Source organism: Streptomyces clavuligerus (assembly GCF_005519465.1).
GTDB classification, from domain to species: domain Bacteria; phylum Actinomycetota; class Actinomycetes; order Streptomycetales; family Streptomycetaceae; genus Streptomyces; species Streptomyces clavuligerus.
Map to the genome: position 1 here is coordinate 1,783,664 of NZ_CP027859.1, position 11,832 is coordinate 1,795,495.

9 protein-coding genes and 1 pseudogene are annotated in these 11,832 nt (G+C 72.6%); 1 reads left to right on the forward strand and 9 read right to left on the reverse strand.

The window, feature by feature from the left end:
- Window positions 1–76 precede the first annotated feature (76 nt).
- On the reverse strand, window positions 77–988 hold the full coding sequence (locus CRV15_RS35740; protein ID WP_009999719.1) for a LysR family transcriptional regulator: 912 nt from the start codon (window positions 986–988) through the stop codon (window positions 77–79).
- 71 nt (window positions 989–1,059) lie between these two features.
- On the opposite strand from CRV15_RS35740, the gene CRV15_RS35745 reads away from it, so the two are divergent.
- Window positions 1,060–2,001, forward strand: coding sequence for an NAD-dependent epimerase/dehydratase family protein (locus tag CRV15_RS35745; RefSeq protein ID WP_003952822.1), 942 nt, complete (start codon window positions 1,060–1,062; stop codon window positions 1,999–2,001).
- A gap of 408 nt (window positions 2,002–2,409) precedes the next feature.
- Here CRV15_RS35745 and CRV15_RS37815 read toward each other — a convergent pair.
- The 8 genes and pseudogenes from CRV15_RS37815 to CRV15_RS37650 form a co-directional block, all read right to left on the reverse strand.
- Window positions 2,410–2,820: pseudogene (locus tag CRV15_RS37815) on the reverse strand (SIP domain-containing protein); the annotation flags it as partial.
- A 114-nt stretch (window positions 2,821–2,934) separates the two neighbouring features.
- The gene (locus tag CRV15_RS35755; RefSeq protein ID WP_003963780.1) at window positions 2,935–4,899 is read right to left on the reverse strand and encodes an ABC transporter ATP-binding protein; all 1,965 of its coding nucleotides are present in this window, start codon (window positions 4,897–4,899) and stop codon (window positions 2,935–2,937) included.
- On the reverse strand, window positions 4,896–6,773 hold the full coding sequence (locus CRV15_RS37315) for an ABC transporter transmembrane domain-containing protein (protein WP_009999722.1): 1,878 nt from the start codon (window positions 6,771–6,773) through the stop codon (window positions 4,896–4,898). Before CRV15_RS37315 ends, CRV15_RS35755 begins: the two co-directional genes overlap by 4 nt.
- A 35-nt stretch (window positions 6,774–6,808) precedes the next feature.
- Window positions 6,809–7,669: an ABC transporter ATP-binding protein gene (locus tag CRV15_RS35770; RefSeq protein WP_003952826.1), complete on the reverse strand. Its 861-nt coding sequence runs from the start codon at window positions 7,667–7,669 to the stop codon at window positions 6,809–6,811.
- Between the two features lie 32 nt (window positions 7,670–7,701).
- Window positions 7,702–8,784: a FecCD family ABC transporter permease gene (locus tag CRV15_RS35775; RefSeq protein ID WP_003952827.1), complete on the reverse strand. Its 1,083-nt coding sequence runs from the start codon at window positions 8,782–8,784 to the stop codon at window positions 7,702–7,704.
- A gap of 32 nt (window positions 8,785–8,816) precedes the next feature.
- Window positions 8,817–9,899 carry a FecCD family ABC transporter permease gene (locus CRV15_RS35780; protein ID WP_009999724.1) on the reverse strand — a complete coding sequence of 361 codons (1,083 nt, stop codon included), beginning with the start codon at window positions 9,897–9,899 and terminating at the stop codon, window positions 8,817–8,819.
- 59 nt (window positions 9,900–9,958) lie between these two features.
- On the reverse strand, window positions 9,959–11,077 hold the full coding sequence (locus CRV15_RS35785; RefSeq protein WP_009999725.1) for an iron-siderophore ABC transporter substrate-binding protein: 1,119 nt from the start codon (window positions 11,075–11,077) through the stop codon (window positions 9,959–9,961).
- Between the two features lie 182 nt (window positions 11,078–11,259).
- Window positions 11,260–11,394, reverse strand: a complete 135-nt coding sequence (locus tag CRV15_RS37650; RefSeq protein ID WP_269086440.1) for a hypothetical protein — start codon at window positions 11,392–11,394, stop codon at window positions 11,260–11,262.
- Window positions 11,395–11,832: the final 438 nt, after the last annotated feature.

Sequence of the window (11,832 nt, forward strand, 5' to 3'; positions counted from 1 at the left end):
GCGACGGGCGACGAAGGCCCGGCAGACCTCCGCTCCCGGCCGCCGCTCCGGCTCACCTTCCGGCCGCCGCTCTGGCTCACCCGGTGCCGACGGCCGCCGCCTCCTGCCGGAGCGCGGCGACCAGGGTGATGAGCCGGGGGTGGTCGCGGCGTCGCGTGACCGTCGCGATGCCGATGTGCCGTGCCGGGGCCGGTTCCTCGACCGGGACCGTGCACACCCCCGGAATCCTCGGGGCCAGGGCGATGGAGGGGATCAGGGAGATCCCCATGCCCGCGGCGACGAGGGAGCGCGCGAAGAAGTAGTCGGTCGTCGTGCCGCGGACCTCCGGCTCGAATCCGGCGCGCTCGGCGTACCGCCGCAGATATGCCTCCGTCTTGAGGCACCCCAGCACCCAGGGCTCGCCCGCGAGTTCGGCGATGCCGAGCGACGCGCGGTCCGCCAGCCGGTGCCCCACGGGCAGGACGACCCGCAGCGGGTCGTCCAGGAGCGGGGTCCACTCCACGGCGGAGCGCCCACCGGGCTGCCCGGGCAGCGGGCCGTCGAAGTGATAGGCGAGCGCCAGGTCGACGGCGCCCCGGCGGACCAGCGGCAGGCTGTCCTCCGGTTCGGCCTCCCGCACATGGAGCACCGTGTCCGGATGAGCGGCCGTCAGCCGGGCGAGCGCACCGGGCAGCAGCAGTCGGCCACCGCTGGTGAAGGTGGCGACAGCGAGACGGGTCCGGCCCGTCTCCAGTTGGTCGACCTGCCGCCTCGCGTGCTCCAGTTCCGCGGCGACCGATTCCGCCGCCCCGACCATGACCCGACCGGCCCGGGTGAGGGTCACCCCGCGGGTGCTCCGGTCCACGACCCGGGTGCCGAGACCCCGTTCCAACGCGGCCACCTGCTGGGAGACGGCGGAGGGGGTGAGGCGCAGGGCCGCCGCGGCACGGTTGAAGCTGCCGTGCTCCGCCACCGCCCGCAGAACGCGCAGCCGCTGCACATCGATCAACAGTTTTCCTTTCCACGTATCCAGTTTTCGAGTACTTCCACTGATGACGGTAGCGCTCCCAGGATGGGGACATGCAAAGAATCTGCGTCATCGGCGGCAGTCGTTACATCGGCATACTCCTGGTCCGGCGGTTGCGGGCCGCCGGACACCAGGTCACTCTGGTCAATCGGGGCTCCCTCCCGCCGCCCCCCGGCGTCGACCATGTCGTGGCCGACCGCAACGACGAATCCGCCCTCGCCGCCGCCCTCGGCTCCCGTGTCTTCGACGCCGTCGTCGACCAGTTCTGCTACAGCCCGGTGCAGGCGGCGGCAGCCGCGCGGATCTTCCGCGGCCGTACCCGGCGCTATGTCATGACGTCCACGATCGAGGTCTACAACCCGGCGACCGCGGCACTGCCACCCGTCCCGCACGACACCCTGCTGACGGAGGGGAACGTCGACCCCGCCGCCTGGCCCGTCCGGATGGATCTGCCCTGGGGCGACCAGGAGTTCCTGGACGCGCACTACTCCGAGGGCAAGCGCCAGGCCGAGGCCGTCCTCACCCGGGACGCCGCCTTCGCCTTCGCCTCCGTGCGCGCCGCCCATGTACTCGGCGGCGGCGCAAGGGATTTCACCGGCAGACTCGCCCACTACGTCCGGCACATCACCGAGGGCACCGAGATCGCCGTGCATGAACGGCCGCTGCCCTCGGTCTACATCCACTGGACCGAGCTGGCGGACCTGCTCCGCCGGGCGGCGACCGACACCGACTTCACCGGCCCGGTGAACGCCTGCTCCGACGGCCTGCTCGATGTGCACGACCTGACGGCCGCCATCGCCGCCCGGACCGGGCGACGGCCCCGGTTCCGTACCGTCGCCGCCGGGCAGGAGGCGTCGCCCTACTCCTTCGACCGCCACTACGCCATGAGCAACGCCCGGGCGAGAGAGCTGGGTCTCCCCGTCTCCCACACCGGCGACTGGCTGCCCGGCGCGATCACCGAGGCGCTCGACGAGTCCACCGCACCGGCCCGCTGAGACGCCCGGGGCCGACCGTCGGCCATTCCGCGCACCGCCCGCCACGGAGCCTGGGCCGGGGCCCGGACCGGAGCCGATCGGCGGCGGCCCGCCCGGCTCGGGTCACAGGCCCGTGCTCACAGGACCAGGCCACTCAGCCGCTCCTCGTAGGCGATCGTGACGACCCCCAGGTCCTCCGACGGGTCCTCCCACAGCGCCTCCAGCTCCGCCCTCACGGACGAGGGAAGGGCCCCCGGGAATCGGAGCCGACGTCCGGCAGCCAGTGGCCGACGACCTTGAAGCGCTCCGAGGGAAGGCCCGGGGTCCTGCGGAGGCGCTTGCGCACGGAGCGCGGGGCGGTGGCCCCCCGGCGGTCCAGAGGCAGGCGCCCGTGAGATCGCTGTCCTCGGGCAGGGCCGCGCCGACCAGCTCCGCGAGTCGGCCGGGAGAGTACCCGTTGCCCCTGTACGTCCAGATCACCCTGGTCCGGGGGCGGAACGGCAGCGGCTGCGCCGACGCCTCGTCCGGCACCGCCAGGACCCCCCGGGTCGCGACGTGCTCCGGGGTGTTCTCCAGCAGCCGTGCGACCACGGGCAGTCCGGTCGGATCCGCTGTCAGGATCTGCCGGACGGCATCGGCGGGCGGGCCGTGGAGCCCGGTGGGTGCGTTGAGGCCCACCGGGTCACCCGGCCGGGCCACCGCCGCCCGGGTGGCCGCCACCCCGTGGCCATGCCCGACGAAGCCGATACCGATCTCGGCGGCCCCGGGCCCGGCGGCCTCGGGCCGCACCGGCAGTGACAGATCGCCCCGGTCCGGGCCGTGCGGGAAGAGCAGCCGCACCTACTCGTCGCCCACCCCCGCCGAGGTGGACATCGCCCCGGTCAGCGTCGCGCGGATCATACGGGCGGTCAGGTGCTCGCCCCGGGCGACAACGGCCCCATAGATCTCCACGGTTCAGTTCTCCCTGCCGGTCCGTGCAGCGGTGCCCGGCTCCGGCGCCCCGGTCACGTCCCGGTGCCTTTGGCCCGGCGCCCGGGCCGTACCGTACCCGCCCGTGCCGCTGTCATCCGTGACATCGGGGGTGCGGCCGGCGTACGCCCGCCACAGGGACGCGTACTCGCCCTCCGAGGCCAGCAGGGAGGCGTGGGTACCCTCCTCGGCCACCCGGCCGTCCTTGAGGAGGACGATGAGGTCGCAGGCGCGGGCCTGCTCCAGCCGGTGCGCGACGATCACACTCGTACGGTCCCGGGTGACCCGCGCGAGCGCCGCGGTGAGGACACGGCTCCCCGGACCCGACTCCGCGGTCGGCTCGTCCAGTACGAGGAGGGGAGGGTCGGCCAGCAGCACCCGGGCGAGCGCCAGATGCTGGACCGATCCGTCGTCCAGGTCCGCTCCGTCCGGGCCGCCGAGGACCGTGTCCAGTCCAAGCCCCGGTTCCAGCGCCCAGTCGGCGCCCACCTCCCGCAGTACCGCGACCAGTTCGGCATCGGTCGCGCCCGGCCGGGCGAGCCGGAGGTTGTCGGCGAGTGTGCCGTTGAAGAGATGGACCTCCTGGGTGACGAGATAGCGGAGGGCGTCCTGCCGACCGGGCTCAGTGGTGATCCGGCCCCGGTCGGGTCGGCCCACCCCCGCGACCAGCCGTGCCAGGGTGCTCTTGCCCGAACCGCTGGCACCCACCAGCGCCACGGTCGCGCCACCGGGGATCGTCAGGGAGACATCGTGCAGCGCCGGGCGGGCGGAGCCGCTGTAGCGGTACCAGACCCCGGTCACGCCGACGGCCGGGGACCGCCGGGCGTTCGGTGCGGGTGCGGGGGAGGCCGGGCGCGGCGGAGCGGCGTCGATGACCCCGACCAGACGCGCCAGACCCACCGTGGCCCGCTGGATGTCGTCCAGGCTGGTGAGCAGCACGCCGATCGGACCGAACAGCCGGTGGAAGTAGAGTGCGGCGGCGGTGGCCGCGCCCAGGGTGATGGCGCCCCGGCCGAGCAGCGCGTACCCGACCGCCAGCACGGTGGCCAGGCCCACGAACTCCGCCGTGTGCAGCAGACCGTAGAAGCGGTTGCGCAGCCGGGCCCCGTCGTACTGCCGGTCGATCGCCCGCTCGCCGCGCACGGCCAGCTCGGTCAGATGGGTCCGCTGGGTGCGGTAGGCCCGGATGGTCTCCGCGCCCCGGACCGCTTCGATGACCGTCTGCCCGCGGGCGGACTCCAGCCGGCGGATGTCTCCGTACACCTGGTGCGAACGGGCCAGGAACCGGCGGGTGGCGTACCAGTGGAGCGGGAGACAGACCAGTCCCGCGAGGGCCAGACGGGGATCGAGCACGGCGAGGCCGGTCACGGTGAGGGCGATGGTCAGTCCCGCCGTGGTGATGTCCGGCAGCACCTCCGACGCCGCCTCGGAGATCGCCTCGACATCGCCGGTGACCCGGGAGACCACATCGGAACTGCCGGAGGACTCCAGGGTGTCGGCGGGCAGCCGCACCGCCGCGTCGAACACGTCCTCCCGCAGACCGGCCAGGGTGTCCTGGATCAGCGCGATCAGCATCCGGCCGCCCTGCCAGGTGAGCGCGGCGCCCACCAGCGAGGCGCCGACGAGGGCCGCGCCGAGAACGGCCAGACGGCCGTGCCCGGAGCGGTCGACGACCGTGTCGACCACAGCGCCCAGGAGCGGCGGGACGGTGAGGGAGGCCGCGGTGCCGGCCAGCAGGACGAGCAGGGTGACCGTCAGCCGCCCGCGTCGCCGGGCGAGCCGCCGGAGGATCTCCCGCCGGGTGCGGCCCGGTCCCGCGACGGGGAGCAGGGGGCGCGCCGGGCCGGGTGCGTCGGGTGGGGGCGCGGCGTCCGTTCCGGTCACCGGGCCGGTGCCGTCATCCGTGCCGGGGAGCGGCGTGGGAGGTGAGGTGGATGCGGGCGGGTTCATCGGGGGGTTCCGTTCTGGTCGTCCGCTGTGCCGTCGCCGCCGGGGGGCGCGGCGGCGTCCCCGGTCGCCGTGTCCGTGAGGTCGACCACCCGGTCGCAGGTGGAGAGCAGAATGCGGCTGGTAGTGATCAGCAGGACGGTGCCCGGGAGTTCCGCGAGCCCCTCGGCGATCCGCCGTTCGGTGACCGGGTCGACCGCCGTCGCGGGTTCGTCCAGGACCACCACGGGTGTCTCCGCGTGCAGCGCCCGCGCGAGCATCAGCCGCTGGCGCTGCCCGCCGGAGAGCCTGCGACCGTGCTCCCCGATCTCGGTGTCCTGGCCACCGATGTGTTCCAGTACCTCGTCCAGCATCGCCGCCCGGACCACGGCCGGATCGAGGGTTCCGCCCGGCGGGGTCAGATTGGCGCGCAGGGTGCCGGAGAAGAGGGTGCCCTGATGAGGCGGCGCCGCGATGCGGGCGCGGACCGCCTCGGGGCCGAGGTCGACCGCGTCGGCCCCGTCGATCAGCAGTTCCCCGCGCACGGGCCGGACACGGCAGCCCAGCCGGTCGCTGAGCCACCGCGCGTGGCCCGGGTCCCGGGGCACCACTCCGATCAACGCGCCGGGCACCAGCTCGACCGGACCCCCGTGGCCGGGCGGGTACCAGACGGTCCCGGGCCCGGGGTCGGCCGACGCGGTACGGGCGGCGGGCATCCGAACCGCCGCACCGGGGCGTGGCGCGGGGGCACCGCCGACCGCCCCGGGGACGCGGGCGTCGCCGGAAGAAGCGGACCCGTCCGTCCGTGGACCGGGCGCGGAGACCTTGTGGCGCGTACGGCTTCCGGACGCGTCAACGCCGTCGGTTTTATCTGTTTTCTCCGTTTTTTCTGATTTATTTGCTTTCTGCCCCGCACCGGACACCGGCGGGGCGATCAGGGCCGGTTCGGACAAAAGTCCGGCGATCCGCCGCGCGGAGGCCCGCTTGTGGGCCCAGTCGGAGGCGAACGTCCCGACATGGGCCAGGGCCCCCTGGAGGAACTGGGCGAGCCCCAAGACCGTCACCAACTGTCCGATGGTGAGCCGCCCGTCCAGGGCGAGCCAACCGGAGGCGGTGACCAGCGCCGCGAGGAAGACCCCGGACAGCACCTGACTGAGGGCGGAGTAGGAGAGCACGGCCCGGGCCGCGGCGACCGCGCCCCGCCGTGATGCGTCGCTCGCCGCCCGGTACCGGGCGGCGGCCTCCGGCTGAGCATGCATCCCGGCCAGCACCCGCAGCCCGGTGATCATGTCGGTGGCAACCTCCCCGGCCCGGGCCGCGGAGCCCTGCTCGGCCAGGCCGCGGGCCTCCAGCGGGGCCGCGAGCCGTCGCATCAGCAGCAGGACCAGCACCGTACTGACCATCACTCCCACCGCGAGCGGGACGGAGATGAGCAGTAGCGCCGTCGACGCCGTGAGGATCGCGGTGAGCGTGGCCGCCTGCTCGACCACGCTCCAGGAGACACCCGCCACCCGGTAGCTGTCGGAGGTGACCAGGGAGAGCGCCTCGCCCGGGCCGGGGGCGCGGCGCAGCCCGAACGGGTCGAGCAGCCGGGTCACGGCGAGTCGGCGCAGCTCCTGCTCCGCATGGCCGTAGACGCCGACCATCGCCGCCGCGGCCCGCTGGTACGACAGCGACAGCACCAGGAACACGCCGGCGAGGACGGCGAGCCAGCGCAGCAGCGCACCGGGGTCGCCGGGCTCCAGGGCCTGGTCGATGACGACGCCGATGAGGATGGGCACCAGCGCCTCGCAGAGCTGGTGGAGCATGAAGCCCACGGTGGTGAGGCCGAGTCGCAGCCCCCGTCCACCACGCAGCAGCGCGATCCTGAACAGCTCTCCGGCCGGAACCCCGGGCACCGCGCCAGATCCGGCGCTCTGACCCTCCGCCCGGCTCACAGGGTGCCCCGGCGGCGGGCCAGCGGAACGACCATGGGGGTGCCGGTCTCCGGGTCCGGCACCACCCGGCACGGCAGCTCGAACACCTCGTGCACCAGATCGGCCGTGATGACCTGGGACGGCGGGCCCTCGGCGACGACCCGGCCGTCCCGCATGGCGACCAGATGGGTCGCGTAGCGGGCGGCGTGGTTGAGGTCGTGCAGTACCGCGACGAGCGTGCGGCCGGACCGGTGCAGATCGGCGAACAGCTCCAGCAGCTCGATCTGGTGGGCGATGTCGAGGAAGGTGGTCGGCTCATCCAGCAGCAGTACGGGAGTCTCCTGCGCCAGCACCATCGCCACCCAGACCCGCTGGCGCTGCCCGCCGGAGAGCTCGTCGACGAGACGGCCGGAGAGCTCGGTGACACCGGTGGCGGCCATCGCCCGGGCGACCGCCTGCTCGTCCCCGGCCGTCCACTGCCGGGTGATCCGCTGATGCGGATAGCGGCCACGGGCGACGAGTTCGGCGACGCTGATCCCGTCCGGAGCGAGGGAGGTCTGCGGCAGCAGCCCCAGCCGCCGCGCCACCTCCTTGGAGCGGTACTCCGAGATCGCCCGGCCGTCGAGGAGCACCTGCCCTGCGCCGGGTGTCAGCAGTCGGGCCACCGCGCGCAGCAGGGTGGACTTGCCGCAGGCGTTGGGTCCGATGATCGCGGTGAAGGCTCCCTCGGGTATACGCAGGTCCAGGTGTTCACAGACCGGGCGGCGGGCGTAGCCGAGTGTCACGTCCCGCACCTCCAGCCGGGCGGCTGCCGGGGCGGCGGGACGGTTCGCCGCGGAATCGCGGTCCGGTCCGGGGCGGTCGTTCTCGGAGAGCATGCGGGGTCCTCGGGAGGGCGGCGGAACGGGGTTCAACGGCGGGTGGCGTACTGACGGGCGAGCAGCCAGGCGAGATAGGCCCCGCCGACGCAGACGGTCACCACCCCCACCGGCAGTTCGGCGCGCTGTGCGGTGTAGTCGGCGGCGACCAGCACCAGGGCGCCGGTGAGTGCCGCGGGCGCGATCCGCAGCGTGGTGGAGCCTCTGGTCAGCCGTTGGGCGATCTGCGGGGCGGCCAGGGCGATGAAGGCGATCGGGCCGACGGCGGCGGTCACCAGAGCGGTGAGCGCGACCCCGACGACCGTCCCGGCGAGCCGGACGCGGTTCGCCCGCACACCGAGGGCCACCGCCATGTCGTCGCCCATCTCCAGATGGGTCAGGGGGCGGACGACGGCGACCGAGCAGAGCAGCAGCAGGAGGAAGAGCGCCGCGGTGGGTACCAGCTGCTCGAATCCGAGCCCGCTGAGGGACCCGGCAGCCCAGGTGGCCGCCAGCATCGCCTGCTGCGGGTCCACCGAGAGCAGCAGCATCGAGGTGAGCGAGCTGAGACCGGCGCCCACCGCGATGCCCACGACGATCAGCCGGAACGGGTGCAGTCCGTTCCGGTAGGCCAGCAGATAGACCACCAACGCGGCAGCGGCCCCGCCGATCAGCGAGCCGGCTCCGATCGCCGGATAGTTGGCGGAGCCGAGGAACAGCATCACCACACTGGCCCCGGCGTAGGAGCCGGCCGAGAAGCCGATGACGTCCGGCGAGCCCAGCGGGTTCTTGGTGAGGGACTGGAAGAGTGCCCCGCTGACCGCCAGCGCGGCGCCGCAGACCATGGCGAACAGCAGTCTCGGCAGCCGCCACTCCACCACGACCAGCCGTGCGCGGCGGTCGGACTCCGGGTCCAGCAGCGCGGTCACCACCTGCGCGGGGGTCAGCGAGATGGACCCGGTGCCGAGCGTCAGCACGCCCAGCGCGAGGATCGCGGTGACGAGTGCGGCACAGACCACAACGGTGCGGCGGTCCACGCGCAGCGCGGCGCCCGCCCGCCGCAGGTTCCAGCCGGGGCGTCCGAAATCGACATGTACGGGGGGCTGCCCGGGGAGGGGAGCGCGATCGGGGCCCATGGTGGATTCGTACCTCCGGGGGGAATGGATGCTCACAGTCCGCTCGCGTTCCGGCGCCGGACCAGGGCAACCAGGACGGGGGCGCCGACCAGAGCGGTCACCAGGCCGACCCGCAGTTCCCCGGAGGGCAGGACCACGCGCCCGACGACATCGGCGGCCAGCAGGAAGGCAGGGGCGACGAGCACCGTCAGGGGGAGTATCCAGCGCTGGTCGGGGCCGGTGAACCAGCGCACCACATGCGGCACCATCAGCCCGATGAAGGCGATGGGACCGGCGACGGCGACGGCGGTTCCGGCGAGCAGGGTGACGGCGAGGACGACGCACGCCCGGGTCGCTCCCAGCCGTACGCCGAGCGAGCGGGCGCTGTCGTCGCCGAGTGCCAGAGCGTTGAGCGAGTGGGCGCTGAACAGGCCGAGCAGCAGTCCGGCCCCGATGAGGGGGAGGGCGACCGGGAGGACGTCCAGGGAGCGCCCCCCGATGGAGCCGACATCCCAGAACCGGGTGACATCGAGGGTCTTCAGGCTCTTGAGGGTGAGCGCGGAGGTCAGTCCGCTGAACACGGCGGTGAGCGCCACACCGGCCAGGGTGAGTTTCACCGGGGTCGCGCGGTCAGCGCCGAGCGAGCCGAGGACGTACACGAGGACGGTCAGCGCGAAGGCTCCGGCGAGCGCGAACCAGATGAACTCCGTGGGGTCGGTCAGACCGAGCACGCCGACCGCGAAGGTCACGGCGAAACCGGCGCCCGCGTTGACGCCGAGGATGCCGGGGTCGGCGAGAGGGTTGCGGGTGAACGCCTGGATGAGGGCTCCGCAGAGGCCGAGTGCCGCACCCACCAGCAGTCCGATCACTGTGCGCGGCAGTCGCAGCTCACGGACCATCACCTGCTCGTCGGAGGAGCTGTCGAAGTGGAACAGGGCGTCCCACACGGTGCCCGGGGCGATCCCGCGGGCGCCGACCATGACGCTGAGGACGGTCATGGCGAGCAGGAACACGACAGCGGCGGCCAGCACCGCGACGCGGCGCCGGTGACGCGGGGCCGGGCCCGTACCGGAGTACGGGCCCGGCGTGTGTCGCCGTACGGGGGTGGTCTCACCGGGGGGTGATGCGGTCGTCACGGGTGATCCTCGCGAGTAAGGCGGTGCTGTTGCGGCGGTTGCGGTACGGCTGGACGGGGTCAGGACGCGGGGGTGTCCACCGCGCCCTTGCCCGCGACCGCGTCGGCGAGCAGCGGGACGTACCGTTCCATGGCCCAGGGGATCGACAGCACGGTCGGTGCGCTGGTGGCCATGGAAAGGGTGGGGTCCTGGAGGAAGGCGTAGTTCTTGTCCTGGATGGGCGCCCAGCGCTTGAAGACGGGATCGTTCAGCGAGTGCGTGACTTCCTTGGGGTTGTTGGCCCAGCCCACGTAGACGTCCGCCTCGATACTGTCGAGCTTCTCCATGCTCACCCCGCCGTACCAGTTGGCGCCCTGGACGGCGCTGGCGATGGCCTTCATGGACGGGGTGTTCTCGAAGCCGATCTCGGTGAGCAGCCGGACCCGGGGGTCGTAGTCAAGATACAGGGAGGCTTCCGTGGCCCCGGGGGCGAGGGCCATGCCGTAGGCGAAGGTCTTCCCCTGGAACTCGGGGTTCTCCTTCGCGACGGTGGCGAGACCACCCTCCACCTCGGTGACCAGGCTCTCGGCCTTCTCGGTCTCGCCGAGCGCCTTGCCGATGGTGCGGGTCATGTCCTGCCAGGTGCCCCCGTCGAAGGGCTTCTTCGTGTAGGCGAGGGTGGGCGCGATCTCGGAGAGCCGCTTGTAGTCGACGTCCGAGATCCCGGAGTAGAGGCCGATGATCAGGTCCGGGTCGAGGGACAGGATCTGCTCGAAGTCCATCTCACCGGAGTCCCCGTAGTTCAGGACCTCGGGCAGCTCGCCGCCGAGCTTCTCCACCTGGTCGCGGAACCAGGGGTGGTAGCCGTCCTTGTCGCCGCCCCACTGCTTGTCGACACCCACGGGTACGGTGCCGAGCGCGGCGACGACGTCCTGGTTCATCCAGCTGACCGTGACGACGCGCTTGGGCTTCTCGGGGATCGTGGCGATGCCGTGGGCGTGCTCGATGCTGACCGGGAAGGCTCCGGAAGGGTTCGCCGCGGAGGTCTTGTCGTCCGTGCCGGACCCCGAGGTGCCGCTGCCGCAGCCGGTCAGGACGAGGGCTGCGGCGAAGGCCAGACCCGCGGCACGGGTCCAGACCCGGGTGCGGCGGGGCGCCGGGGCAGGGGTGGCCGTCGGGGCAGCCGTGGGATCGGACATGGTTCTCCTTGGTGCGTGCAGCGCGTGAGGACCACGGCGGCGGTGAGAGAGTGAAGCTAATAAAGCGGATAAGAAGGGATATATTCGGGCATAAGGGTGCCATGCGGGAGTGGGACGACCCCAGCCTCCTGCGCGGCTCGTCGCGCTGGACTAAGGGACGCCGACGTAGTGAATCGTCGAATTCAAGTGGGCCCACTGCCGTCGACGACTGCGGGCACCCCCGGGCCCGCCTCGACCCCGCCGATCGCCGACGCGGACCGCTGCGACGGCGCAGCGGCGGTCGACACGTCGGGTTCACGGACAGAGGCGATCAACATGAGGCTAGGCTAACCTAACCGATTTTATGGCGGAAGGTCGGGGTCATGGGGACCGAGCAGCCCGCCCCGCTCCTGGCGCGGCACGTCGGCAACGCCGACATGCTCATGGACTGGATCGCCCGAGTCCGGGCGGCAGCCGACCTACCCCATCTGCATGCCTTCACCCAGGGACAGGACATGGATGACAGTCTGTCAGCGGGGTCGTACCGGGTAAATCTGTCACCGACGCTCGGGGCCGCTTCGTAACCCAAGCCCCAACCCGGAGTGCAGGAGGCCGCCAGCTGCTGACCTTGCACATTGCATCACTCTAGAGGCGACTTCAATAATGCTGACCTTGCCGTCCCCGACTCGCACCCACAGCCAGCAGCCGGCTGTTGTTACTGCGTGCGCGGAGCGCACAGGATTCCCGCTTGCGGGAATCCCACTACCGCGCTTGCG

Excerpts from the sequence above, each read along its gene's own strand:
- CRV15_RS35755 (WP_003963780.1), bottom strand. The coding sequence starts at position 4,899 with ATGAACCCGCCCGCATCCACCTCACCTCCCACGCCGCTCCCCGGCACG.
- CRV15_RS37650 (WP_269086440.1), bottom strand. The coding sequence starts at position 11,394 with ATGTTGATCGCCTCTGTCCGTGAACCCGACGTGTCGACCGCCGCTGCG.
- CRV15_RS35775 (WP_003952827.1), bottom strand. The coding sequence starts at position 8,784 with ATGGGCCCCGATCGCGCTCCCCTCCCCGGGCAGCCCCCCGTACATGTC.
- CRV15_RS35770 (WP_003952826.1), bottom strand. The coding sequence starts at position 7,669 with ATGCTCTCCGAGAACGACCGCCCCGGACCGGACCGCGATTCCGCGGCG.
- CRV15_RS35785 (WP_009999725.1), bottom strand. The coding sequence starts at position 11,077 with ATGTCCGATCCCACGGCTGCCCCGACGGCCACCCCTGCCCCGGCGCCC.
- CRV15_RS35745 (WP_003952822.1), top strand. The coding sequence starts at position 1,060 with ATGCAAAGAATCTGCGTCATCGGCGGCAGTCGTTACATCGGCATACTC.